Raw genomic sequence first — 26,131 nt, forward strand, 5'->3', positions numbered from 1 at the left:
GCTAACGTTTTTGTCGAGTGACGGCATGTTTTAATTTCTTATTCAATTTATAAAGGGTGTGATTCTTAGTGTTTACAGCCATATTCGGTGCGTTTGAGTCAGGTATTATTTACGCAATTATGGCACTTGGAGTTTATTTATCGTTCAGGGTCCTTGACTTTCCTGATTTAACAGTCGATGGAAGTTTTGTGACTGGAGCGGCGGTAGCCGCAACCATGATTGTCAGCGGTGCTAATCCTTTTTTGGCTACGATTACTGCCTTATTTGCAGGTTTTATTGCCGGCTGCCTTACTGGTATTATTCATACTTTCGGAAAAATCAATGCGCTTTTATCAGGAATCCTTATGATGATTGCTCTGTATTCAATAAACCTTCGTATCATGGGTAAATCAAATGTTCCGCTCTTGAACACAGAAACTGCTATTACACATGTCAGGGATTTTTGGGATAAAACAGGAATTGATTCTTTTTTCAACAGTCTATTGACCATGGCGGGACTTGGCGGCAGCCTCCCGAGAACATGGGGCATTATCATATTTATGTTAGTTGTAACATTGGCAATAAAATTTTTGACAGATCGGTTTCTTCAGACGGAGATTGGTTTAGCTTTAAGGGCTACAGGCGACAACAAGAGAATGATCCGCAGTCTTTCTGCCAACACCAACATGATGGTGATTTTGGGGCTCGGCCTTTCCAATGCAATGGTCGCTTTCTCCGGAGCATTGATTGCCCAGCAGGGAGGATTCGCCGATGTTGGTATGGGTATCGGAATGATTATCATTGGGCTTGCTTCAGTCATCATCGGTGAAGCGTTATTTGGCACAAAAACCATTGCTAGAACTACTCTAGCGGTTATTGGCGGAGCAATTATCTACCGCATTGTAGTGACCATGGCACTGAGGGTAGAGTTCCTGGAACCGGGTGATATGAAGCTGATTACAGCAACAATTGTAATCCTTGCTTTAATAATGCCGAAAATTATTGACCGCACTAAGGAGAAGAAACGGAAAGCCAAAAGACTGGCAGGAAGCATGAACATAAGTGAATTGCCATCAGGCGGAAAGGGTGAGACTGGTGCTGCAATTAAATCAGATTCATAAAGTCTTCAATGAAGGGACTCCAGATGAAAAGATTGCACTTGATACGATCAATCTCACATTAAATGAGGGGGACTTTGTCACCGTAATTGGAAGTAATGGCGCAGGGAAGTCCACTTTAATGAATATTATCTCCGGTGTCATGATTCCTGATGTCGGCTCCGTTTATATCGATGGCCAAAATGTCACGGGCATGTCTGAATATAATCGGGCAAAGCTCATAGGCCGGGTTTTTCAGGATCCGATGGCTGGTACCGCTCCGTCCATGACAATTGAAGAAAATCTTGCCATGGCATATTCAAGAAATAAAACAAGATCATTAAAAAAAGGAGTTACGAAAAAGCGCAAAGACTATTTTCGAGAAGTTCTGGAAACCCTCCATCTCGGCCTTGAAAACCGTCTAAATGCAAAGGTTGGTTTATTATCAGGAGGAGAGCGGCAGGCACTTTCATTACTAATGGCTACCTTCACAGAGCCATCCATTCTATTGCTCGATGAACATACCGCTGCTCTTGATCCGGCTCGTGCAGAGCTTATAACGAATCTGACAAAAGAAATTGTTAAAAAGTACAATTTAACCACTTTAATGGTCACTCATAATATGCAGCAGGCGCTGGATTTAGGTAATAGGCTGATTATGATGGATAAAGGCCAGATTATTCTTGAAGTAGATGATGAACAGAAACAGCATCTGACAATTGAACAGCTGCTAAACGAATTTCAGCGGATTCGCGGAACAAAAATGGCAAGTGATCGTGCTTTGCTTTCTTAGAAAAATAAAAAGGATTAGCCAATTTTGCTGGTTAATCCTTTTTGCATGGAAGGGAATCAAAAGAATTTTTAAAGTTTTTACAATTTATTGACTATTTATTTAACGTAATGGTATCATATCGTTAAATAAACGTCATACATATTTTATGTATTACAGGAGGGATGGTATGAAACCTGGGCTGCAAATTGGGAACCAGGCAGTTGTCCATGCAGTGGTTTCCCCTGAGATGTTCGCACAGTTTGAAGGGGAGGTCATTCATCCTGCCTATTCAACCGTAACGATGATCTATCACATGGAATGGGCATCACGCCTGCTGATCATCCCCTACTTGGATGAGGAAGAAGAAGGGATCGGGGGAGCTGTTTCTGCCAGGCATTTATCCCCTTCACCTGAAGGCTCATCCATTATCATAACGGCTACCGTATCCAAGCTGGATGGAAATTCAGTTTACTCAACTGTTACAGTCCATAATGGAAAAATACTGGCTGGCGAAGGTGAAGTCAAACAGGTAATTCTGAAGAAAAGCAGGATTGCAGAAATGTTAAAGAGAGATTAAAAGATTAGATGCAGCTGAGCCTAAACAAAAAAGGCATTTTTATTTAATTTTATTGTAAGCGCTATCATGAATAAAGGGGAGAATGAAATGACAGATATGTTTCAAAAAATTAAAGATCATGAACAAGTTGTTTTCTGCAACGATGAATCAACCGGTTTAAAGGCTATCATTGCAATCCACAGCACTAGATTGGGGCCGGCTTTGGGAGGATGCCGTATGTTTCCATACAACAGTGTGGATGAGGCCCTTGAAGATGTCCTCCGATTATCAAAAGGCATGACCTATAAATGTGCAGCTGCCGATTGTGACTTTGGAGGCGGGAAGGCTGTAATTATCGGGGATCCATTAAAAGATAAAACACCCGAACTATTCCGTGCTTTTGGCCAATTTGTAGAATCCTTGAACGGGCGCTTCTATACAGGAACAGACATGGGTACTTCTACAGAAGATTTTGTTCATGCCCTAAAGGAAACGAATTGCATTGTAGGTGTTGATGAGGTTTATGGAGGAAGCGGCGATTCTTCGGTCCCAACTGCGCATGGAGTTATTTATGGTCTGCAGGCAACCAATAAAGCACTGACTGGTACAGACGACCTTTCAGGCAAAAGTTATGCCATTCAGGGACTGGGGAAAGTTGGATATAAAGTGGCAGAAAGACTGCTGGAGGAAGGGGCAGATTTATTTGTGACAGATATCAGCCGGCAGGCAATCGACCAGCTTCTCAGTAAAGCGAAAGAAATTGGTGCCGGGGTGAAGGTACTTTCCGGCAATGAAATATATGAGGCCCAGGCAGACTTTTTTGTTCCATGTGCAATGGGCGGGATCATTAATGATGACACAATCGGTTTGCTTAAAGTAAAAGCAATCGTAGGCTCTGCCAATAACCAGCTTAAGGATATGCGCCATGGTCAAATCCTTAAAGATAAGAGCATATTATACGCACCCGATTATATTGTGAATGCAGGGGGATTAATCCAGGTCGCAGACGAATTATACACACCTAATAAAGAAAGGGTACTCCGCAAAACAAAAGCTATTTATAACTCTCTTCTGAACATCTACGAACATGCTGAAGCAAATGGTATAACAACCGTGGAAGCATCCAACCAATTCTGCGAGAGCCGTATTGAAGCGCGCACACGCAGAAATAGCTTTTTCTCCCATATGAAACGCCCGAAGTGGTCAGTAAGAACCTAATTTTTTTACTTGGATAACAATATATGTACCTTATAAAAGTGATAAAAATAATTAAATAGCCAAAGGGTGAGAAGATGGAAAATCACTTTCCGATCAGGCGGATAATGGACGAAAATGGAAACATCATCAATTCCGATTATGAAGAAAAAATAACTGAAAAACTTGTAAAAGAGTTTTATAGAAATATGGTAAGAATCCGTATTTTTGACCGCAAGGCTATTTCACTCCAGCGCCAAGGCAGGATAGGCACATATGCACCTTATGAAGGACAGGAGGCTTCCCAGGTCGGAACTGCTGCTGCCCTAAGGGAGAACGATTGGATGTTTCCTACCTATCGCGACCACGGAGCAGCTATGACCTTTGGCCACTCACTGCGAAATATCCTGTTGTTCTGGAACGGAAGAAATGAAGGGTGTGTTCCGCCTGACGGAAAGAAAATTTTTCCTCCGGCCATCCCGATTGCGACACAAATCCCTCATGCAGCAGGAGCTGCATTCGCAGAAAGGAAAAAAGGCACAGCAAATGCTGCTATTGCTTATTTTGGAGATGGTGCTACTTCCGAAGGGGATTTTCATGAGGGGTTGAATTTCGCCAGCGTTTTTAAAGCGCCGGTTGTCTTTTTTAATCAAAACAATCAATACGCCATCTCTGTTCCTTTTAACCAGCAAATGAATTCAAAAACAATCGCCCAAAAAGCCCTGGCATATGATATTCCGGGAGTCAGAATCGATGGCAATGATGTTTTCATGGTTTATTTTGAAACCTTAAATGCATTAGAAAGGGCCCGTAAAGGTGAAGGGCCGACACTAATCGAAGCAGTTACGTGGCGGTATGGGGCACACACCACTGCAGATGATCCATCTAAGTACCGTGATCAATCCGAAAGCAGCAACAGAAGACAGGAGACTGACCCCATTTTAAGACTAGAGCGCTGGATGAAGAATATGGGGAGATTTGATGAGAAATGGGTGCAGACCATTGAAAAGAAAGCAGCAGATGAAATAGATAAGGCTATTGCCGAAATGGAAGATTTCCCTCCTGCCGATCCAGCAGTTATCTTTGATCATGTCTTTGCAGAGCCGACATGGCAAATCAAGCAGCAGAAAGAAGAGTACCTGAAGCTGATAGGAGGTGGCCAATAATGAAAACGGCAGTTGAAGCAAAAACCATGACATTGGTTCAAGCCATTACCGATGCCCTGGATATTATGCTGAATGAAAAGGAAGAGGTTTTGCTGCTGGGCGAAGATATCGGAAAGAACGGTGGTGTTTTTCGTGCAACTGATGGTCTTCAGGCTAAGTATGGCGAAGGCCGTGTTATTGATACTCCTTTAAGTGAAGCGGGTTTTGTCGGAGCGGGGATTGGCATGGCTGTAAATGGGTTTTTACCTGTGATTGAAATTCAGTTTCTGGGCTTTATTTATCCTGCATATGAACAAATCATGACTCATGCTTCGAGGATCCGAATGAGGACGATGGGACATTTTACTGTTCCGATGGTTATAAGGGCTCCGTATGGTGCAGGTGTAAGGGCTCCTGAAATTCACTGTGATTCAACGGAAGCCATTTTTACACATATGCCTGGCATTAAGGTAGTCTGCCCATCCAGTCCTTATGATGCGAAAGGACTGCTGATTGCTGCCATTGAAGACCCGGATCCAGTTCTGTTTCTTGAGCCCATGCGCTGCTATCGTTCGGCCAAGGAGGAAGTTCCTGAAGGGAAGTATAGCATTGAAATTGGAAAAGGCAATAAGCTCATGGAGGGTGATGATGTGACGGTCATTACGTGGGGAGCCATGGTGCCTGAGGCTATGAAAGCGGCAGAGCTGATGAAAGAAAAGAACACTCATTGTGATGTGATTGATTTAAGGACCCTTTTCCCTCTGGATAAAGATATGATCGCAGAATCTGTCCAAAAGACAGGGAGAACAGTCATTGTCCATGAAGCTCATGCTACCGGTGGAGTAGGAAATGATGTGCTTGCCATCATTAATGATACATCGTTTTTATATCAGAAAGCACCGGTTGAAAGGGTTACTGGATTTGATGCACCAGTGCCATATTTCGGTTTTGAGGACCATTACCTGCCAACTCCGGCAAGGATCCAGCACGCAATAGAAAAAGTTATGAAGTTTTAGGAGGAGAAGCCATGGAAGTGAAACTTCACGATATTGGAGAAGGCATGACAGAAGCAGAAATCAATTGCTTTTTAGTCAAACCAGGGGATGCAGTGAAAGCCGATGATCCGCTAGTTGAAGTACAGACTGATAAAATGACTGCTGAAATACCTGCTCCCAGAGCGGGAATTATTAAGGAATTTAAAGTGGAGCCCGGCGAGACGATTACAGTGGGGACGACCATTTTAATTTTAGAGGCGTCGGGACATGATGGCATGGAGAAAGTGAAGGTCACTTCTCATCCTGCAAACTCTCATAAGCTGAAGGAGCCATTGCAATCTTTTGCCTCATTCAAAGGAAAACGGGTGCTTGCATCTCCATTTACGAGAAAAATAGCGCGGGAAAATTCGATAGACATTGAGAATATTACAGGGTCAGGTCCTGCCGGACGTATTTTGGATGAAGACATCTATCAATACTTAGCATCCGGACAGAGTAAGCCTGACCCAGCTGAACAGGAGCCAGCGGTTTCGATGGATACAATATTAAGCCCTCCTGCTGAAAAAGGAATCATTCCGTTTAGGGGCAGAAGGAAACAGATTGCCAGAAAAATGGCACAATCCCTCTATACCATTCCGCATTGCACCCATTTTGAAGAAATCGATGTAACCGAGCTGATCACTTTCAGAAAAGAACTAAAAAACCAAAACCAAAATATATCTGCAACAGCCTTTTTCCTGAAGGCATTGTCAATATGCCTGAAAGAATTTCCTGTGTTCAATGCAGTCCTGCATGAAGAAAAGGAAGAAATACATTTAGCAAGTGTACACCATATCGGTATTGCGGTTGATACGGATGAGGGGCTCATCGTTCCGGTCATTAAGCATGTTGAGAACAAAACAATCAGAGAAATTCATGCGGAAATGAAACAGCTCACAGAAAAGGCGGTGGAAAATAAGCTTTCTGTAAAAGAAATATCTGGCGGGACATTCACGATCAGCAATGTGGGACCGCTGGGCGGAAGCTTTGGAGCGACACCGATTATTCAGCATCCGCAAACCGCACTGGTATCATTTCATAAAACAAAAAAGTTGCCTGTTGTCACAGACGATGACCAGATTGTGATCCGGTCAATGATGAATATTTCTATGTCTTTTGATCATAGAGTTGCAGACGGGGCGACAGCTGTTCGCTTTACTAACCGGTTTGCTGAACTGATTAAAAATCCAAAAATGCTTGTTCTGGAGATGGTATAAATGGTAGTTGGAGAACTGGCACATGAGCGCGATGTCATCATTATCGGAGGCGGCCCCGGAGGGTATCATGCTGCGATCCGTGCCGCTCAGCTTGGACGCAGTGTTACCTTGGTTGAACAGGACCAGCTTGGCGGGATTTGTTTAAATAAAGGCTGCATACCTTCAAAGATCCTTACACAGTCTGCAGAAAAATTCACTTCATTTCTAGAGGGGGAAAATTGGGGGCTAGAAGGAGGAGATATATCGTTTAATTTCAATAAGCTTCAGCAATACAAACAGAAGAAAATTGAACAGCTCCGCACAGGAGTTGAAGCGCTCTGTAAAGCCAATAAAATTGAAATACTTAATGGGTCAGCTTTTTTTCTGTCTGAGGATAAGGTTGGCATCGAAAAAGGAGACAAATTTGATGTTTTCAGATTCAGGAATGCAATCATTGCGACCGGCGGAACACCAGAAAAACCACCTTGGACCAGAGAGTTAAGTGAACTGGTATTTGATCAGCATTCCATTTCGGATTTGAGTGAAATACCCGATAAACTATTAATCTATGGCAGTGACTATATTGCGCTTGAAATTGGTATGGCTTTTCAGGCCCTGGGATCCAAAGTAACTATGATCCTTGATGATGGGAAAGAGGATTTTGATTTCGATCAATCCATTTGCCGGGAACTGAAGAGGATTTTAAAAAAGAAAAAGATAGACGTTGTAAGAAATTCGGAAGTATTGAAATTACAGTTTAAGGAGGACATGTTTACAGTAACTTTTGAATTGAAGGGAAAAATAGAAACAATTTCAGGCACACATTTATTTGTTTCAACTACAATCAGACCAAACACCAATCAGCTGGGTCTTTCCCGAATAGGGGTTGAACAATGTGCAGCGGGGTTTATTAAGGTGGATGCTCAAAGCCGGACAACACAGAAACATATCTTTGCTGTCGGCGATGTTACAGAAGGCCCTGCACTTGCTGTTAAAGCAATTAAACAAGGAAAAACAGCTGCAGAAGCGATTGCAGGGATTCATTCTCAATCAGATTTCCATTTCATCCCGATAGTAGCTCATACACAGCCTGCTATTGCGAGTGCCGGGTTAACGGAAAAGGAAGCAATTAACTTGGGCAACGATATTGAAATTGGCCAATTTTCATTGTCTGCCAACGGATTCAGCACTTTGGCCGGAAAAAAAGAAGGATTTATAAAAGTGATCAGCTGCAAGGAAAAGCAAGTTCTTCTGGGAATCCACATGGTAGGCACCGGGGCAATAGAGCTAATTTCAGCCGGCATCACGGCATTGGAAATGGCTGCCAGGGATGAAGATCTAATTTTCCCGAACTATCCCCATCCCAGTGTAAATGAAGGCTTGCTTGAAGCTGTAGAAGCTTTAAGGAATCAGGCTATTCACATCCCGCCCAAAAGCATAAATGAGCAAAAATTAAAAGTGTAACTTACTTTAATGCAGAAGTGCATTATAGCTTTAACTTGAACTCTTGAGAACGTTTGCAAGTTTCATATATGATAAATTCAAAATATTACTAATATTTGAAATGGAGGCGTTAGTATGCAAGATGAAAAAATGTTAAGGGAGCAAAAGAAAGCCGATTTCTTTCCAGTGAAGGAGGTAGATTATTTAGAAATCTACTCTGGGAATGCGAAACAGTCCTGCCATTATTTCTGCACGGCTTTCGGCTTTAAGCCAGTTGCATATTCTGGTTTGGAAACAGGCAATAGGGAAACGGTGTCTTATGTTCTTCAGCAAAGAAAGATCCGCCTCGTTATAACCGGAACTTTAAATGACAGTTCCAGAGTATCGAATTTCATTAAAAAGCATGGGGATGGCGTAAAAGATATTGCTTTAGCAGTCGATGATGTTGAAACAGCCTACAATGCTGCAGTCGAAAGAGGCGCAATTGAAATACAGCCGCCTTTTGAGATAAAGGATGAGCAAGGCACAATAAAAAAAGCAGTTATTGGTACATATGGGGATACAATTCACACACTTGTCGAACGAAATGACTATAAAGGGGTATTTATGCCTGGCTTTGAGCCTTATCAAACTGAAGTTCCATTTGAAGATGCCGGTTTTATCGGAATCGACCATGTGGTTGGAAACGTAGAAAGAATGGAGGAATGGGTTAATTATTATGCAAATGTAATGGGCTTTAAGGAAATGAAACACTTTACAGATAAAGACATTACAACAGAATATTCCGCACTGATGTCCAAGGTTATGCATAATGGCGGCAGGATAAAGTTTCCGATTAATGAACCTGCAGAAGGGAAGCGCAAATCCCAGATTGAGGAATATCTGGAATACTACAACGGGCCTGGTGTGCAGCATCTGGCGATCCTGACAGAGGATATCGTCAGCACTGTCAGCATCCTTCGCAAGAATGGGGTGGAGTTTTTAAGTACACCTGATTCTTACTATGAAATGCTTTCTGAACGTGTAGGAAAGATTGATGAAGAGATTGATAAATTGAAAGAATTAAACATTCTCGTCGACCGTGACGACGAAGGGTATTTGCTTCAAATTTTCACTAAGCCAATTGTAGACCGTCCGACCCTATTCATTGAAGTCATTCAGCGTAAAGGTGCACGGGGATTTGGTGAAGGCAACTTTAAAGCACTCTTCGAATCAATTGAACGCGAGCAGGAAAGACGGGGAAACTTATAAATAGAAAAGAGGAATGCCCCGCCCCCTTCACCATGAGGGGGGTAGGCGCAGCAGTTAAACAGTAATGGAATTCCAAGATTATGTATTTGAGGGGGAGATACTTTCTCCCTTTTTTAATAATTAAGAAGGAGGCAACACAGATGGCCAGAATCCAGACAAAAAGCGCCGTGGAGAAGATTGTTTCTTATCCGCTTGGCAGCTCGCCGGAAGAGATCAAAGAAAAGTTCAATTTAATGGCTGTCCGGAAAATGTCTGATAATGAAAATGTGTATGGCTGTTCACCAGAAGTAAAGAACAGCATCAGCAAGGCGATGAATAGCCTTTATTTTTATCCGGACGGAACTGTTTCCCTGCTTAAGCGCAAACTGGCCGGATTCTACAATATAAATCAAGATAAATTTCTTGTAAGCAATGGTTCAGAAGAAATCATCCGTTTATTGACTAGAGCATACATAAGCACTGGAGACGAGGCTATTATGGCACAGATGACCTTTCCTCGCTATGAAACAAACGTCCTGATTGAAGGAGGCAGTGCTATTACTGTCCCGCTGCAAAATGGCACACATAATCTAAATGCCATGTATGCACAGGTCAGCAAAAAAACAAAAATGATATTTATCTGCAATCCCAACAACCCTACAGGAACCATAGTCGGTAAAACAGAACTTCTGCAATTCATCGAAAAAGTTCCTTCGAATATCTTGATTATTCTAGATGAAGCTTACTATGAATATGTGCAATCATCAGATTACCTTGACTCTATTTCACTTTTGGAAAAGAAGCCGAATTTGATCATTCTGCGGACTTTTTCCAAAATTTACGGTCTTGCCGGTCTCCGTGTCGGCTATGGAATCATGGATTCCGAGATAGTGAATGAGCTTCATAAGGTGAAAGATGTTTTTAATGTCAATCATCTTGCCCAGGCAGCCGCTGCAGCGGCATTACATGACCAAGGCTTTATAAGGGAATGTGCTGAAAAAAATGCCAAAGAGATGAAATTTGTGAGTCAGAAGTTAAATGATTTACAGGTTCGCTTTTTTCCTTCCCAAACCAACTTTATTTATATTTTTAGTCAGTATCCAATAGCGGAGAACTTGATTGCCAATGGCTTAGTTGTCCGGCAAATGAAGCTTGAGGGATATCTTGATGCTTTTCGGATGACTTTAGGCACAAGGGAAGATAATGAAGCAGCCATAGATGTGATAAACAAACTTCTAAATGAAAAGGCGGTGTAAGGTGTATGGAATTAAATCCTGCCAGTCTGGAATGGAATGACGCTTATAAGCTGCTGGTTGGTTCTATCCTGCCGCGTCCCATTGCGTTTGTTACCACTATGGATGCGGATGGAAATGTAAATGCAGCTCCATTTAGCTTTTTTACTGCCATATGTGCAGATCCGATGCTGATTTGTTTTTCTCCGATGCGAAAAGGGACAGATGGCTCTAAGAAAGACACACTTGCCAATATCGAAGAAACAAAGGAATTCGTTATTAACATAGTCAGTCAAGACTTTACAGAGAAGATGAATATTTGTGCAGCGGATTACCCGGCTGGTACAGACGAACTGGTCGCCGCTGGGCTCACTAAAGAAAAAAGTGCCGCTGTGAATCCTCCTCGGGTGAAAGAATCAAAAGTTCACTTGGAATGCAGTCTCCATCAGGTACTTCATTTTGGAGAACGACCTGGCTCAGGAAGCCTGGTGATTGGTAAAGTGGAGCATGTGCATGTTGCTGAAGAGCTATATGAAAATGGAAGGATTAGTTCTGAGAAACTAAAGCCAGTTGGCCGAATGGCAGGACATATTTATACCAGGCCGATGACGGATGTATTTGAATTAATCCGAAAAACAGAGCCAAGGTGATGCTATGAAATTCATAACTTTTCAAAAATCAGATGGATCCATTAGAGCTGGCTGGCTGAAGAATAAGGAGTTTGCCGTTGATATGCATGAAGCGACCAATGGTGTTCTTCCCAAAACCATGCTGGCATTCCTGGAGAATCATGAATTTTTTATGGAATACTTATTAACCAGCAAAAAACTGAAGGACACTGATAGAGGGGTATATTCTTTATCGGAAGTCACCTTAAAAGCACCGCTTCCAAATCCAAAAAGCTTCCGGGATTTCTATGCTTTCGAGGAACATGTAAAAACGGCAAGAGCTAACCGCGGACTTGATATGATACCCGAATGGTATGACATACCAGTTTTTTATTTCTCAAATCATTTAAGCATCAAGGGGCCGAATGAAGAAATTTCACGTCCCAGTCAGTGCAAATGGCTTGATTATGAGCTGGAAATTGCCTGTATCATTGGAAAAGAAGGAAGGGATATCAAAGCTTCTGAAGCGGATGATTATATTTTCGGTTATTGCATCTTGAATGATTGGAGCGCAAGAGACATTCAGCGCAAAGAAATGAAGGTAGGTCTTGGCCCTGCAAAAGGGAAGGATTTTGCCACTAGTACAGGGCCATATATCGTTACAAAAGATGAGCTGGAGCATTTCCGTGTGGAAAACGGCTATGATTTGCCGATGACAGCAAAAGTAAATGGAACTCTTCTCTCAGAGGGGAATATGCAGGATCTCTACTATTCTTTTTACGAAATGATTGAGCGGGCTTCTGACGGTGTAACCCTTTGCCCTGGTGAAATGATAGGCTCTGGGACTGTTGGCAGCGGCTGCATCCTTGAGCTTGGCACAGATGTGCACCGCTGGCTTGAACAAGGGGATGAAGTTGAGCTTGAGATTGGAAATCTGGGAGTCTTAAAAAATCGAATTGCAAACAAGTGAGGTGGAAAACATGTTTTATCGCCAAATGGGAAGAATCCCGCACAAACGGCATACGACTTTCAAAAAATCGGATGGAACCCTTTTCAGGGAACAGGTTATGGGGACAAAAGGTTTTTCCGGCACCCAATCCATTCTTTATCATCACTACATGCCGACAGAAGTAGCACGTACTAAGCTGATAGGAAAATATGTTCCCGAGTATGAGGGGCAGGAAAGCTTGAAGCACCGCCATTTGTTCACAGATCAAATCGAAAAGAAAGGAAATGCACTTTCAGCCCGGGAATATCTGCTTGGGAATGATGATCTTTTAATAGGCACTATAAATATTACAGAGCCGATGAAGAGCTTTTACCGGAATGGTGATGGCGATGAGATGCTTTACATTCACTATGGAACAGGAAAAATTGAGACTATGTTCGGAACCTTAACCTATCGTCCAGGGGACTATGTCATAATTCCGATAGGCACTATTTACAGGGTGATTCCGGACAATGAGCAATTGACAAAAGTACTCCTGGTGGAGTCCTTCAGCCAAATTACAACACCAAGAAGATATCGAAATGAATATGGGCAGCTGCTCGAACATAGTCCTTTCTGTGAAAGAGATATTCGGGGACCAGAGACCTTGGAAACATATGATCAAAAAGGGGAACATGAAGTCATTACGAAAACAAGGGGATATTTGCATTCTCATATCCTGAATCATCATCCGCTTGATGTGGAAGGCTGGGACGGCTATCTCTATCCGTGGGTATTTAATATTGAAGACTTTGAACCGATTACTGGGAGGGTCCATCAGCCCCCGCCAGTTCATCAGACATTTGAAGGACATAATTTTGTTGTATGTTCTTTTGTTCCCAGATTATATGACTACCATCCAGAGGCCATCCCTGCCCCTTACTATCACAGCAATGTCAATAGTGATGAACTGCTTTATTATGTGGAAGGCAACTTTATGAGCAGAAAGGGTATCAGGGAAGGCTCCATCACTCTTCATCCGAGCGGGATTCCTCATGGCCCTCATCCCGGGAAGACTGAAGCAAGCATTGGCAAAAAGGAAACTCTTGAGCTTGCTGTTATGATTGATACATTCAGGCCATTAAAATTGGTGAAAAAAGCTAAGTTAATAGAAGATGAAAAGTACATGTATACATGGATTGAATAGAAAAAAGCACTTTCCCTTTTTCCGTAGGGAGAGTGCTTTTTTCTACTTTTCATTCTGCCAAATGATGGCGATTGTACCTTCGCCTGCATGGGCAGCAATGGTTGAGCTTATTTCACCAATGATAATATCGAGGCGGGGAAAGTGTGATTTGATTTCCTCTGCCAGTTCCTCCGCTTTGCCCCGCACATTCCCATGCATGATTTGAACCTGAGGAATGGTGTGGCTTTCGTAAGCATCCCCGAGCAATTCTATCATTCTTTTAATTGCTTTTTTATCCGAACGGACTTTATCAAACAATTCAAACGCACCGTCCCGGTTAATGCGGATTATTGGCTTTATTTTTAATATGCTTCCCAGCAGATATTGTGTTCCTGACATTCTGCCGCCTTTATAAAATTGCTCAAGGCTGCCAAGCAAGATATAATTCTCAGATTTGTCTGCCTCACTTTGAAGGATTTCAGCAATCTTATGTACTGGCATTTCATTTTCAGCAAGCTTTAATCCTTTGTAGATTAAAGACGTAATAGCATAAGACATGCATTTTGAATCAACTGCCGAAACAGGGAACCCTGCCAGCTCAGATCCGGCCAGGCAGCTGTTCATCGTACCGCTTAATTTGCTGGAAACATGTACAGCGACCGCAGCATCATATTCAATCTTCAATGTTTCAAATAGTTCAGCAAATCTCCCGGCAGAAGGCTGTGAAGTTTTAGGAACTTCTTTTTCAGTCCGGATCCGGCTGTACAGCTGATCTGTGTTTAAATCAATACCATCTTCAAATGACTCCTCACCGAATGTTATTAATAGAGGCACAATATAAACATCAGGGTGTTCGAGCAGATCCTCAGAAATATAAGCAGTGCTGTCTGTTATCCAGGCAATCTTCTTTTTTGTCATGGATGTTATAAGTCCTTTGCCAATTATTTTTCACCAAAATTAACCGCTTCCATTATTGAAAACTTCCCTTATTATACACGAAGAAATCATTGCCTGTATTGCTTTTGAGTGATCCATATATAGGAAATGGCCAGAGTATCTTAATAGAATGTTTATATGTAGCACTTGAAGGTAAATAAGAATTTTTTGTGAACAATGTTTGAACCTGATAAAATGGCGACCTGAAATGAAAAAACCCCCTGCGCCGCAGGGGATTGTGATTGTATCTACTTTATTGACCTAATACCATTTAAACTTGTTTATTGAAATTAAAAAACTTTCGTAGTCCAATCCTCACAATTCCAAATATCGGTCGCAATTTCACGATAGAAATCAGGTTCGTGGGATACCATCAAGATACTTCCGCGATATGCCTTTAAAGCTCGCTTTAACTCTTCTTTTGCTTCCACATCCAAGTGGTTGGTAGGTTCGTCTAGAATTAATAAATTCGTTTCTGTGTTTAAAATTTTACACAATCGAACTTTGGCTTTTTCGCCGCCAGAAAGGACTTCGATTTTACTTTCAATATGTTTCGTCGTTAATCCGCATTTTGCCAGAGCAGCACGAACTTCAGCCTGATTCATACTTGGGAACTCGCTCCAAATCTCTTCAATACAAGTGTTGTAGTTGGCCTGCTTAACTTCCTGCTCGAAGTAACCGATGTATTGATACTCACCGCGTTCCACTTTACCCGTAATGGGACTAATCAATCCAAGAATACTTTTTAAAAGAGTAGACTTACCAATACCGTTAGCTCCCACGAATGCAATTTTTTGTCCGCGTTCCATTTTTAAATTCAGAGGGCGTGAAAGTGGTTCATTGTAACCAATAACAAGATCTTCAGTCGTGAAAATCCAGCGACTAGCTGCACGAGCTTCTTTGAAAATAAACTCTGGTTTCGGCTTCTCTCTCCCCAATTCAATAATTTCCATTTTGTCGAGCTTCTTTTGACGAGACATCGCCATATTACGAGTCGCAACACTTGCCTTGTTGCGAGCAACGAAATCCTTTAAATCAGCAATTTCTTGTTGTTGACGCTTGTATGCAGCCTCTAGCTGCTGCTTTTTCATTTCATATACTTTTAAGAAGTTATCATAGTCACCAACATAGCGATTTAACTCTTGGTTTTCCATGTGATAGATCAAGTTAACAACATTGTTCAAGAATGGAATATCATGTGAAATCAAGATAAATGCATTCTCATATTCCTGTAAATAGCGCTTCAACCATTCGATATGCTGTTCATCCAAATAGTTTGTAGGCTCGTCTAGTAATAGGATTTCAGGTTTTTCCAGCAAAAGCTTAGCTAGCAAAACTTTCGTACGCTGCCCACCGCTGAGATCATCTATATCACGATCAAGTCCAACATCGTCTAATCCTAGGCCACGAGCAACTTCCTCAACTTTTGAATTAATTTGATAGAAATCATTACTATCTAAAGTTTCTTGCAGCTCGCCAACTTCTGCAAGTAATGCATCGATATCAGCACCTTCATCACCCATTTTTGCATAAAGTTCATTGATCTCTGATTCAGCATCAAAAAGATATTGAAAAGCAGTACTCAAAGCGTCACGCATCGTAGTGCCCTTTTTAAGTACAGCATGCTGATCTAAGTAACCAACACGAACTTTTCGTGACCACTCAACTTTCCCCTCGTCGGGTTGTAACTTCCCGGTAACAATATTCATGAAAGTAGACTTACCCTCTCCATTTGCCCCAACTAGTCCAACGTGTTCACCTTTTAAAAGTCGAAAAGACACATCATTGAAAATCGCACGATCACCGAAACCGTGACTTAAATTTTGTACATTTAATACGCTCATTTTTTTACCCCTTCTCTAATATTCCATGTGGATATCTTACTAGATTTATACTTTTTTTTCTATCTAAAGTTATTTCTTGTGAAAAATGTAATTCGATTATTGGGGTAAATTGAAGTCTGCCCTTTCTTAATTAAAGGCTCTATTAAAGCTGGATGTTGATTTTAAGGCATTGAAATATAGGCGGAAAGAATCTGCTAAATCATGGAATCCATATAATTCCCTGATTTAGCTATTATTTCCGTTTCCCGAGATAACCTTGAAGGACCATTTCCAAAGGGAGACCACCCGCGCTGCTTTCTCAATTTTAATATCCAGAGAATAAAAAGCCGCCATCATCAAGATGGTCCTGGACTTCGCCCATTTTTTCAAGATGGCTCCTCATGCTCTTAAGGGGTGGCATCTGCCATTTTGGCAGTTGCTTCATTTAGTTCCTCCTCTTGCTTGTAATGGGCAGGGGGGACAGGAAGCTTCTTTAGATGGACATGAAGCCAATCTTACACAAGGAAGACAAAGGATAATCAGGAAGGAAGTTATGTTGGGGGATCAGCAAATAGGGGGGGGGCACACTAACACTTCACCCGGAAAAAAGGTGCCAATTAGGTTATTGGCACCTTTCGCTATTTTTAATGGTTCACTTAACACCCTGCGGAACTGCCAGGCCAAGACCTTTAGCAATACGTGTACCATAATCAGGATCCGCTTTAAAGAAATGCTGTATCTGGCGATGCTTAATTTCTTCTTTTTCTACAGGCTTCATGGCAGCAACAATGTTTGCCACAAGACGGGAGCGTTCCTCTTCACTCATTAAGCGGTATAGATCACCGGCTTGTGTGTAGTGATCGTTATGATCATATGCAACACTTTCGGCTAAACCGGAAACAGGGTATGCAGCCTGCTTGTGCTCCGGTGCCTCAGTAGGTCCTCCAAAGCTGTTCGGCTCGTAATAAACAGAGCCTCCGCCATTGTTGTCAAAGCGCATCTGACCGTCACGCTGATAGTTTTGCACTTCGTTCTTAGGTCGGTTGATTGGCAGCATCTGATGGTTCGCACCTACGCGGTAGCGGTGTGCATCATGGTAGGCGAACAGACGGCCCTGGAGCATCTTGTCAGGTGAAACATCAATCCCCGGCACGAGCGTTCCAGGAGAGAAAGTAGCCTGCTCAACTTCAGCAAAGTAGTTTTCAGGGTTTTTATTCAGTACCATGCGTCCTACTTCGATTAATGGATAGTCTTTCTGTGACCATACCTTTGTTACATCGAATGGATCGAACCGGTAAGTATTCGCATCTTCAAGCGGCATGATTTGCACGCATAGCTTCCATGATGGGAAATCGCCATTCTCAATTGCATTAAATAAATCCTCTGTATGGTAATCAGGGTTTTCTCCAGCCATTTTCGCTGCAGCGTCCACGCTAAGGTTTTTAACGCCCTGTTCCGTTTTAAAATGATACTTAACCCAGACACCTTCACCTTGTTCATTTACCCATTTAAATGTATGGCTGCCGAATCCGTGCATATGTCTAAGGGTTGCAGGTATGCCGCGGTCTGACATTAAGATGGTTACCTGGTGCAGCGATTCAGGTGATAAGGACCAGAAGTCCCAAACGGCTGTCGGATTTTTTAAATGTGTCTTAGGATCACGCTTTTGTGTATGAATGAAGTCAGGGAATTTAATTGCATCCCGAATAAAGAATACAGGCGTATTGTTCCCTACAAGGTCGTAGTTGCCTTCTTCTGTATAAAACTTAACCGCAAAACCGCGTGGGTCGCGTACAGTATCAGCAGAGCCCAATTCACCCGCAACAGTTGAGAAACGGACGAATAAAGGAGTTTTTTTGCCTACTTCTGATAGGAATGCGGCTTTTGTATATTTAGTGAGGTCATTAGTAACTTCAAAATAGCCATGTGCGCCAGCACCTTTGGCGTGAACTACCCGCTCAGGCACGCGTTCCCTGTTGAAATGGGCCAGTTTTTCCAGCAAGTGTACATCCTGAATCAAAGTAGGCCCTCTAGAGCCAGCTGTCATTGAATTTTGGTTGTCGCCAACAGGGGCGCCCCAGCTTGTAGTTAGATTATTCTTATTTGTCATTCTATAATCACCTCATAAAAGTTTAATAGCTTGCTACATTCATAATGATAACATTTCTCAATATAAAATCAATACTTTTTTATAATTATTATAAATAAAGATAAGTTCTTAAGAAGAATCTCTTATAAAAAGAGGAGGAGAATGCTTGTTTTTAACGGCATTAGTATATTTATATTTGCGTTTTTTCTTAAAAGAACTGGTTTTTTCGGAAGGAGGGGAGCAGAAGGGGGGATATTCATGTAAATTTAGAGGATCCATATGAAAAAATCGGGCGGTATAAGGAACCGCCCGATTTACTAGCTAATATTTTCTCTTATTATCGGCATGCTCATGCATCTTGGGCCACCCCGTCCTCTTGAGAGTTCTGAGCTGAGAATTTCAATGACCTCAACCCCATTTTGACGGAGGATGTCGTTTGAGACATAATTCCGGTCATAAGTTACAACTACACCGGGAGCGATGGCGAGTGTATTGGATCCATCATTCCATTGTTCGCGTGCCGATGCAATCGGGCAGCCTCCTCCACAAGGGATTAACACTATTTCATCAAGATGAAGAACTTCTTTTAATGTTACCTTCAAAGAGTTTTTCTCTGTAATTTTAAGAAGATCTGAATTCTCCTCCTGTTCCAGTATGTAAATCTTCATACTGCCATCTCTATCTTCAATAGCAGGATGGTAGGTGAATTTATCGTGGTCAATCATTGTAAATACAGTATCCAGGTGCATGAATGCACGGATTTTGGGGATTTCAACTGCCACAACTTTTTTAATGGATTTCTGGCGGGTGAATAGTTCCCTTGCAAGTTTTTCTATCCCTTGTGCAGAAGTTCTTGCGCTGACGCCAATGGCGACTACTTCATCGCTCAATATCAGTTCATCTCCACCTTCTAGTGAGTAAAGATCATCACGTTTAAAGTAAGCAGGAATTTCATGTTTATTAAAACGGGGATGATGATTCATGATGTAGTCCATAAAAATGGACTCCCGTCTCCTTGCAGGTTCATGCATTCGATTAATGGTAATGCCTTCACCTATAACCGCAGCAGGATCCCGGGTAAAATAAAGGTTGGGCATTGGGTCCAGATAAAAAGGATAATGATCAGGCATCAGTTCATGAAGATGAATTTTCTTATCCTGATCAATATCCGATTTTACGACACCTGACATCACTTTCTTTACCAGCTCATCAGGCGGAAGAGATAAGAGATAATCTTTTACAGTTTCGTAGGAACCATTTATATTCGATTGACTTTCCCATAAGACCTTTTCAATAAAAGATATTCTTGTCTCGTCCAGCTGTATGGCTTCTGTCATCAATTTATCGAGATATAAGACCTCAATTCCCCGATTGCTTAGTATATTGGCGAAATAATCATGTTCTTTTTGAATGGCAGGCAAAAAGGGGATGTCATCGAATAAAAGTCTTTTCAAATATTGAGGTGTGAGATTTTCAATTTCCTTACCCGGCCTATGCAGAAGGACCGTTTTTAATTCTCCGATTTCCGAAGTTACATTTAACGGATGTTTCATTATTAATACCTCCAAAGGCTAAATGCCTGACCTATTGTTCTATGTTTGATTGGTTCCCTGTGTATTCATAGAGTAAACAGATCAATTTTACGCATATTTATTCAATACAGCAAAAATGTGCCGGGTAAATTTTTTCAAATTAAAAGGGCAAACTACATATCAGGCATTCTTAATGAAACTCAAAGAAAATCTGTCCTTCATAAGTGTACAAATTGAAAAAATGTGTTAAAGTATAAATTGAAAAACCTTTACATAGCTTTATTTGCTTAACGAAATAATGTCCGTGCTGAAAATACAGTTGTGTATGAGTTGGCGACATTCAATAAAAATGAACTGGGGGATACTGAGATGACCAGCAAAATTTTAGATTCTTTTTTACAGGAAAACCTGGAGGATTTAAAGGATAGAGGACTTTACAACGTAATCGACCCTCTTGAAAGCCCAAATGGCCCTATAATCAAAATCAATGGAAGAGAACTAATCAATCTTTCATCCAATAACTATTTAGGTTTGGCAACTGATGAAAGACTTAAAAAATCTGCCATCGAAGCAATTGAGAAATATGGGGTTGGAGCAGGTGCTGTCCGTACTATAAATGGAACGCTTGAACTTCACACAAAACTTGAAGAAAAGCTTGCTGAGTTCAAACAAACAGAAGCAGCCATCGCATACCAATCTGGTTTTAATTGTAACATGGCGGCTATTTCAGCTGTTATGGATAAAAATGATGCTATTCTGTCTGATGAATTAAACCATGCGTCCATTATTGATGGATGCCGTCTATCGAAAGCTAAGATTATTCGAGTAAATCATTCTGATATGGAAGATTTACGGGCAAAAGCGAAGGAAGCAAAAGAATCTGGACAGTACAACAAAATCATGATCATTACTGACGGCGTTTTCTCAATGGATGGGGACATCGCAAAGCTTCCTGAGATCGTGGAGATCGCCGAAGAATTTGATCTGATCACTTATGTGGATGATGCGCACGGTTCAGGAGTACTTGGAAAAGGAGCAGGGACTGTAAAGCACTTCGGCCTTTCCGATAAAATCGATTTCCAGATCGGAACACTTTCTAAGGCAATAGGTGTTGTTGGTGGATATGTGGCCGGCAAAAAGGATTTGATTGATTGGCTGAAAGTCCGCAGCAGACCATTCCTATTCTCAACATCTTTAACACCTGCTGATGTAGCAGCAAGCACGAAAGCCATTGAGCTGCTGATGGAAAGCACAGAGCTGAATGAAAAGTTATGGGAAAATGCCAATTACCTTAAGGATGGTCTGGAAAAATTAGGATTTAATATTGGCGACAGTGAAACACCAATCACTCCTTGTATTGTTGGAGATGAAGTAAAAACACAGGAATTCAGCAAAAAACTCAATGAAGAAGGCGTTTATGCGAAATCAATCGTCTTCCCGACTGTCCCAAGGGGAACGGGACGTGTCAGAAATATGCCTTCTGCAGCACATACGAAAGAAATGCTGGATCAGGCTATTGCAATTTATGAAAAAGTCGGCAAAGAAATGGGAATTATTTAAGTTTGACTATAAAGCAAAATCTATAAGGCAAAGAGGAAATGTTGGAGGAATAAAATGAAACGAATTATGATTACTGGAGCTTTAGGCCAGATTGGCTCTGAACTAACCTTGAAATTAAGAGAAATCTATGGAACAGACAATGTTATTGCAACAGACATCAGAAAAAATGAGTCTGAAGCTGCCCAATCAGGACCGTTTGAAATGGTTGATGTTACTGATGCAAAATCAATGCTGGATACGGCTAAAAAATATAATGTGGATACAGTTATCCATATGGCAGCCCTGTTATCAGCAACAGCTGAAGCCAACCCAGTATTTGCATGGAATTTAAATATGGGGGGGCTTATGAATGCACTTGAAACGGCTAGAGAGTGCAGCGCACAATTCTTTACGCCGAGCTCCATTGGCGCATTTGGTCCTTCTACGCCAAAAGACAACACACCGCAGGATACTATTCACCGCCCAACTACTATGTATGGCGTGAACAAGGTTGCGGGCGAATTACTGTCTGATTACTACTATTACAAGTTTGGTGTTGATACTAGAGGCCTGCGATTCCCTGGTTTAATCTCTTATGTTACTCCTCCAGGGGGCGGAACGACTGATTACGCTGTTGAGATCTACTATGAAGCGATTAAAAATGGCCGCTATACTTCTTATATCGACCAGGGCACATATATGGATATGATGTATATGCCGGATGCATTAAATGCTATCGTTGATTTAATGGAAGCCGATGCAGATAAACTCAGTCACCGCAACTCCTTCAATGTAACTGCAATGAGTTTTGAACCTGAACAGATTGCTGCAGAGATCAGAAAGCATATTCCTGGGTTTGAAATTTCCTATGAAGTTGATCCTGTGCGCCAGGCGATTGCCGACAGCTGGCCAAATTCGATTGATGCAAGTGCAGCAAAAGAAGAGTGGGGATTTAAAGCAGACTTCGATTTAGCCAAGATGACTGCTGATATGCTTGATAAACTAAGAACAAAATTATGATAAAGCAAAAGGGACGCCGTATGGCTGTCCCTTTTATAGTTTTATATTGAATTGCTTGCGGAGGAATTCCCTTTTTTCCACCTCGGTTAGTTCATATTTTTCTTTTGTGCCCGCTTCAGACTTAGTGACAGTCAATCCAGAGAGTGTAACACGGCCATTCTTTGTCGCAATAGTGGCCAGGTCGCCATGTGTAAAATGGGATTCAGGAGAAGTCTGATTGAAAAAACATGCATCATGAAAGTCATTCAGCTGCCTTGGCTTATCAGAAAAACGGTAAAGAATTCTCCATTTACCATCCTCAAGTCTTTGAAGATCATAAATTCCTTCACCGGACTCTCTTATCCGGTAAGTTCCGCTTACATCTGTTTTTTCCTCACCCGTTAAAGGTAAAGGCTGCCTGACGGAATCACCAAATCCTACGTCCACCAAATAAGGAATTTGGTTTAATAAAACCAGTATGGCTGCATGGGAATCTTCTCTGACCCATCCATCCGGCTTTTTGACGGTGCAGGAAATCAAGTGGGATTGAAATCCCAGTTCTGACAGCAGATGTTGAAATAGACCGTTTAATTCATAACAAAAGCCTCCCCGGCTTCTTTCAAGAATTTTTTCAAAAAACGCATCTGTGTCAAGCATAATAGGAATTTTTCTTGTTACATCCAAGTTTTCAAAAGGAATTTTGTGCATATGGCTGCTCTGAAGTTCTTTCAGATATTCAAGATCAAGATTACGTTCAGCCGATACTGCAATGCGTTTTAAGTATTTCTCTGCATCCATAAGATCACTCCATAAATTTTTTCTTTTTTAGCGATTAAGAAGGAAAAACAAATCAATTTGCAGTAATGAAATAGTTATACTAAAATGTCATTATATTTACATTTTAGCAAATTACACACGGGGGTTTAAATATGGCATATGAAGTAACTGTTGAATTTTGCATGATGTGAAACTACGCACCAAAAGCCGCGAGTTTCGCGGAAGAACTTTTTACACATTTTCGCTCTGATATTTCAAAAATGGAACTGGTTCCAAGTAAAGGCGGAGCTTTTGAAGTGACAGTAAATGGAGAAAAGCTTTATTCTAAGCTCGATACTGGCATTTTTCCTAAAACCAAAGAAATTATTGATAAGATGCAGGGATAACCTGCCAAACCTTCTCCCCAGGGAGGAGGTTTTTTACTGATCCATAACATTTTATCGCAGTCTAACGGGCAGTAAGACTCCCACTTCAAGACTCAGAGGAATCAATGGAGAATAAGTGGGGGTCAAACTGCCCGTAAAGGCCCGATTGGTTCAACTAACAATCAGTGGGGGATAAAACCCCACTGATTGAAGTTTCACTATATGTAAACAAAGGGCAGAAAGGCTACCTCTATCTCAGTTTTCAATTGATGCTGATATCTCTATCGCATCCTGGCCCAGCTTCCTTTTTATTTATAAAAATCTCTAATATCTCATTGGAAAAATTTGCACTTACCCTGTTTTTAATAACTGAAAAAGGCAGCTTAACTTTCCGCATACATGGCTGGCCGCAGCGAATCGGGTCAGTTTCATCTATTTTAACCGCTTTAATGATCACCGTGTTTTCCTTTAAGGAAACGGTTACATCTTTTGAAACGCATCCTGTTAAGAGCGCCTCAACAATAATTTCCGCTTCCGTATCATATAAGTCGATGCGAAAAGTAATTTGATCCAAATACGATGACAGCGGGTCCAGATAATAATCCTCCATCCATTTTTCCAATTCATCCAAATTAAACGGATGGAAATCTTCCTTTTTGTTCAATTTCAAAACCCCCTTGTTTCAATCTATAGTATTCATTTCATGCAAAATAGTGAAAAATGATATAATAATCAGGCAAGTGCTGGAGGGATCTTAATGAAAAGTACAGTCAGAAATATTTTACCGGTTCATGAACTGCAAAAAGACCGGCGTTTTACCCATTTAATGAAACAGTATGGACTTGACTTTATACATACAACAAATATTTTAAAAGAGGTAATTTCTGAAATCAGGAATAACATTCTTGACGGGAATTGGACGGGCGAGGAGCCTGGTACGGAAAAATTTACGGAAGATATATTTAAAAAAGCAGAAGAGGTAATCAATGTTCGGTATGGATACACTCTTAAAAGGGTTATCAATGCCACTGGCACTATTCTTCACACTAATCTTGGCCGAGCGCGTTTAAGCAAATCAGCAGCTGAACATATGCTTGAAATTGCCATGAACTATTCCAATTTGGAATATAACCTGGGCGAAGGAGCCCGGGGATCCAGGCATAGTCACCTGGAAAGCCTGGTCAAAGAGCTGACAGGAGCAGAAGCAGCGATGGCAGTTAACAATAATGCTGCTGCCGTTTATATCATCCTAAAAGCTCTTGCAGAAGAAAAAGAAGTAATAGTTTCCCGCGGTCAGCTTGTTGAAATCGGAGGCTCCTTCAGGGTATCAAGCATAATGGAAGAGAGCGGTGCAAAGCTTGTTGAAGTGGGAACAACGAATAAAACCCACTTAGAAGATTATAAACAAGTGATCAATGAAGATACAGCCATGATTATGAAGGTACATACGAGCAATTTTAAAATAATAGGTTTTACCAAAGAAGTTGGAACTGACGAACTAGCCCAGCTATCTAAAGAAAAAAATATCATATTCTATGAAGATTTGGGCAGCGGTGCACTATTTGATTTTAAAAGCAAAGGAATCGGTAATGAGCCAACCGTAAGTGATGTGATAAAAATGGGGGCAGATATCGTTTCTTTTAGCGGGGACAAGCTTTTAGGCGGCCCGCAGGCAGGCATTATTGCCGGGAGAAAGGACTTAATCGAAAAACTGAAGAAACACCAGCTTGCCCGGGTACTTCGAGTTGATAAAATGACAATTGCAGCGCTCGAAGGCACGCTTATTGATTACTTAAAAGGGGAAGAGGGGCTGAAAAATATTCCGGTAGTCCATGATGTAATGACGACAAGTGAGGAACTCGAAACGAGAACTGCACAATTTCTTCACAGATTACAAGCAGCTGCGAATGATTATGAATGCTCTATGAGAAAAAGCACAGGGCAAGTTGGGGGAGGAACAATGCCTGATGTTGAACTGCCTTCCTGGGTTGCCGTTTTAAAGCACTGGCGTTACTCACCGGAACATATTGGCCGACAGTTAAGAATTAATTGTACTCCTTCCATAATAGTGAGGATACATAAAGAAGAAGTACTGATTGACCTGCGGGCAGTAACTGTAAATGAAGAGGACATCATTATAAAAGCATTAACTGCTATTTAATTCTTGCAGCTGCCTGATTTTAAGGCAGCTGCTTTTTGATTAAACTTTACATATCATGGTGGGAATTATGTTTTTGTCTGGTATGGTTCCGGTTTTTCACTTTTTTTGAGCCGCTTAAAGGTTCAGGCTGTCCATCGTTATTATGCCCTTTGGGTGCATTTTTTCGCATGTCTTTGCCGTTGTTTTTATTCATTTTTTGATGCCCTCCTCATAATATAGGATGCTGACTTCCGCTCCAGGCAGCGTCCATACTGTGCTGCCGTCTTAAGGCTCTGGGTAACCAAGATAGAAGGTGAAACTCATCTTCCTC

At 41.5% G+C, this 26,131-nt stretch carries 24 protein-coding genes; 17 read left to right on the top strand and 7 right to left on the bottom strand.

Going from position 1 to position 26,131, the window contains the following annotated elements; genetic code table 11:
* Positions 1-68: 68 nt before the first annotated feature.
* From AC0VZ9_RS12425 to AC0VZ9_RS12485, 13 genes are all read left to right on the top strand, one after another.
* Positions 69-1,100, top strand: a complete 1,032-nt coding sequence (locus tag AC0VZ9_RS12425; RefSeq protein ID WP_009334749.1) for an ABC transporter permease — start codon at positions 69-71, stop codon at positions 1,098-1,100.
* A complete protein-coding gene (locus tag AC0VZ9_RS12430) occupies positions 1,075-1,869 on the top strand; it encodes an ABC transporter ATP-binding protein (RefSeq protein WP_009334748.1) in 795 nt (264 codons plus the stop codon). Before AC0VZ9_RS12425 ends, AC0VZ9_RS12430 begins: the two co-directional genes overlap by 26 nt.
* Before the next feature lie 166 nt (positions 1,870-2,035).
* Positions 2,036-2,425, top strand: a complete 390-nt coding sequence (locus AC0VZ9_RS12435) for a thioesterase family protein (RefSeq protein ID WP_009334747.1) — start codon at positions 2,036-2,038, stop codon at positions 2,423-2,425.
* Positions 2,426-2,512: 87 nt separating this feature from the next.
* Positions 2,513-3,622 (top strand): Leu/Phe/Val dehydrogenase, encoded by a 1,110-nt coding sequence (locus AC0VZ9_RS12440; protein ID WP_192908554.1) that lies wholly within the window; start codon positions 2,513-2,515, stop codon positions 3,620-3,622.
* 74 nt (positions 3,623-3,696) lie between these two features.
* Positions 3,697-4,764 carry a pyruvate dehydrogenase (acetyl-transferring) E1 component subunit alpha gene (pdhA, locus tag AC0VZ9_RS12445; RefSeq protein WP_475397438.1) on the top strand — a complete coding sequence of 356 codons (1,068 nt, stop codon included), beginning with the start codon at positions 3,697-3,699 and terminating at the stop codon, positions 4,762-4,764.
* Positions 4,764-5,759: an alpha-ketoacid dehydrogenase subunit beta gene (locus AC0VZ9_RS12450; protein WP_071157767.1), complete on the top strand. Its 996-nt coding sequence runs from the start codon at positions 4,764-4,766 to the stop codon at positions 5,757-5,759. Before pdhA ends, AC0VZ9_RS12450 begins: the two co-directional genes overlap by 1 nt.
* 11 nt (positions 5,760-5,770) lie before the next feature.
* On the top strand, positions 5,771-6,994 hold the full coding sequence (locus tag AC0VZ9_RS12455; protein ID WP_386850135.1) for a dihydrolipoamide acetyltransferase family protein: 1,224 nt from the start codon (positions 5,771-5,773) through the stop codon (positions 6,992-6,994).
* Positions 6,995-8,437: a dihydrolipoyl dehydrogenase gene (lpdA, locus tag AC0VZ9_RS12460; RefSeq protein ID WP_192908556.1), complete on the top strand. Its 1,443-nt coding sequence runs from the start codon at positions 6,995-6,997 to the stop codon at positions 8,435-8,437.
* Positions 8,438-8,551: 114 nt separating this feature from the next.
* Positions 8,552-9,667 (top strand): 4-hydroxyphenylpyruvate dioxygenase, encoded by a 1,116-nt coding sequence (gene hppD, locus AC0VZ9_RS12465; protein ID WP_386850136.1) that lies wholly within the window; start codon positions 8,552-8,554, stop codon positions 9,665-9,667.
* A 140-nt stretch (positions 9,668-9,807) separates the two neighbouring features.
* Positions 9,808-10,902 (top strand): histidinol-phosphate transaminase, encoded by a 1,095-nt coding sequence (gene hisC, locus AC0VZ9_RS12470; RefSeq protein ID WP_192908558.1) that lies wholly within the window; start codon positions 9,808-9,810, stop codon positions 10,900-10,902.
* Between the two features lie 5 nt (positions 10,903-10,907).
* Positions 10,908-11,528, top strand: coding sequence for a flavin reductase family protein (locus AC0VZ9_RS12475; protein WP_071157759.1), 621 nt, complete (start codon positions 10,908-10,910; stop codon positions 11,526-11,528).
* Positions 11,529-11,532: 4 nt separating this feature from the next.
* Positions 11,533-12,456, top strand: coding sequence for a fumarylacetoacetate hydrolase family protein (locus AC0VZ9_RS12480; RefSeq protein WP_071157757.1), 924 nt, complete (start codon positions 11,533-11,535; stop codon positions 12,454-12,456).
* 10 nt (positions 12,457-12,466) lie between these two features.
* Positions 12,467-13,621 carry a homogentisate 1,2-dioxygenase gene (locus AC0VZ9_RS12485; protein WP_475397439.1) on the top strand — a complete coding sequence of 385 codons (1,155 nt, stop codon included), beginning with the start codon at positions 12,467-12,469 and terminating at the stop codon, positions 13,619-13,621.
* A gap of 42 nt (positions 13,622-13,663) precedes the next feature.
* Here the strand turns inward: AC0VZ9_RS12485 and AC0VZ9_RS12490 are convergent, their stop codons facing one another.
* The 4 genes from AC0VZ9_RS12490 to arcA all read right to left on the bottom strand — a co-directional run bounded on the left by AC0VZ9_RS12490 (position 13,664) and on the right by arcA (position 20,001).
* Complete coding sequence (locus AC0VZ9_RS12490) at positions 13,664-14,518, bottom strand: DegV family protein (RefSeq protein WP_019382980.1); 855 nt, start codon at positions 14,516-14,518, stop codon at positions 13,664-13,666.
* A 308-nt stretch (positions 14,519-14,826) separates the two neighbouring features.
* Complete coding sequence (locus AC0VZ9_RS12495; protein ID WP_258752194.1) at positions 14,827-16,380, bottom strand: ABC-F family ATP-binding cassette domain-containing protein; 1,554 nt, start codon at positions 16,378-16,380, stop codon at positions 14,827-14,829.
* A gap of 631 nt (positions 16,381-17,011) precedes the next feature.
* Positions 17,012-18,469, bottom strand: coding sequence for a catalase KatA (gene katA / locus AC0VZ9_RS12500; RefSeq protein WP_019382982.1), 1,458 nt, complete (start codon positions 18,467-18,469; stop codon positions 17,012-17,014).
* A 296-nt stretch (positions 18,470-18,765) separates the two neighbouring features.
* A complete protein-coding gene (gene arcA, locus AC0VZ9_RS12505) occupies positions 18,766-20,001 on the bottom strand; it encodes an arginine deiminase (RefSeq protein WP_475397440.1) in 1,236 nt (411 codons plus the stop codon).
* Between the two features lie 348 nt (positions 20,002-20,349).
* On the opposite strand from arcA, the gene AC0VZ9_RS12510 reads away from it, so the two are divergent.
* The gene (locus tag AC0VZ9_RS12510; protein WP_071157747.1) at positions 20,350-21,540 is read left to right on the top strand and encodes a glycine C-acetyltransferase; all 1,191 of its coding nucleotides are present in this window, start codon (positions 20,350-20,352) and stop codon (positions 21,538-21,540) included.
* A 54-nt stretch (positions 21,541-21,594) separates the two neighbouring features.
* Positions 21,595-22,539, top strand: coding sequence for an L-threonine 3-dehydrogenase (locus AC0VZ9_RS12515; RefSeq protein WP_009334730.1), 945 nt, complete (start codon positions 21,595-21,597; stop codon positions 22,537-22,539).
* A 33-nt stretch (positions 22,540-22,572) separates the two neighbouring features.
* Here AC0VZ9_RS12515 and AC0VZ9_RS12520 read toward each other — a convergent pair whose 3' ends face one another.
* Positions 22,573-23,316 (bottom strand): arylamine N-acetyltransferase family protein, encoded by a 744-nt coding sequence (locus tag AC0VZ9_RS12520; protein ID WP_475397441.1) that lies wholly within the window; start codon positions 23,314-23,316, stop codon positions 22,573-22,575.
* Between the two features lie 131 nt (positions 23,317-23,447).
* Here AC0VZ9_RS12520 and AC0VZ9_RS12525 point away from each other — a divergent pair, with 131 nt between their 5' ends.
* The gene (locus AC0VZ9_RS12525) at positions 23,448-23,681 is read left to right on the top strand and encodes an Rdx family protein (RefSeq protein WP_341002335.1); all 234 of its coding nucleotides are present in this window, start codon (positions 23,448-23,450) and stop codon (positions 23,679-23,681) included.
* A 241-nt stretch (positions 23,682-23,922) separates the two neighbouring features.
* Here the strand turns inward: AC0VZ9_RS12525 and AC0VZ9_RS12530 are convergent, their stop codons facing one another.
* Positions 23,923-24,324, bottom strand: a complete 402-nt coding sequence (locus tag AC0VZ9_RS12530) for an Hsp20/alpha crystallin family protein (protein WP_009334727.1) — start codon at positions 24,322-24,324, stop codon at positions 23,923-23,925.
* Between the two features lie 93 nt (positions 24,325-24,417).
* On the opposite strand from AC0VZ9_RS12530, the gene selA reads away from it, so the two are divergent.
* On the top strand, positions 24,418-25,821 hold the full coding sequence (gene selA, locus AC0VZ9_RS12535; RefSeq protein WP_252246380.1) for an L-seryl-tRNA(Sec) selenium transferase: 1,404 nt from the start codon (positions 24,418-24,420) through the stop codon (positions 25,819-25,821).
* 46 nt (positions 25,822-25,867) lie between these two features.
* Here the strand turns inward: selA and AC0VZ9_RS12540 are convergent, their stop codons facing one another.
* The gene (locus tag AC0VZ9_RS12540) at positions 25,868-26,014 is read right to left on the bottom strand and encodes a small acid-soluble spore protein P (RefSeq protein WP_009334725.1); all 147 of its coding nucleotides are present in this window, start codon (positions 26,012-26,014) and stop codon (positions 25,868-25,870) included.
* Positions 26,015-26,131 lie beyond the last annotated feature (117 nt).

This window comes from Cytobacillus sp. QJM3NY_8 (assembly GCF_056173585.1).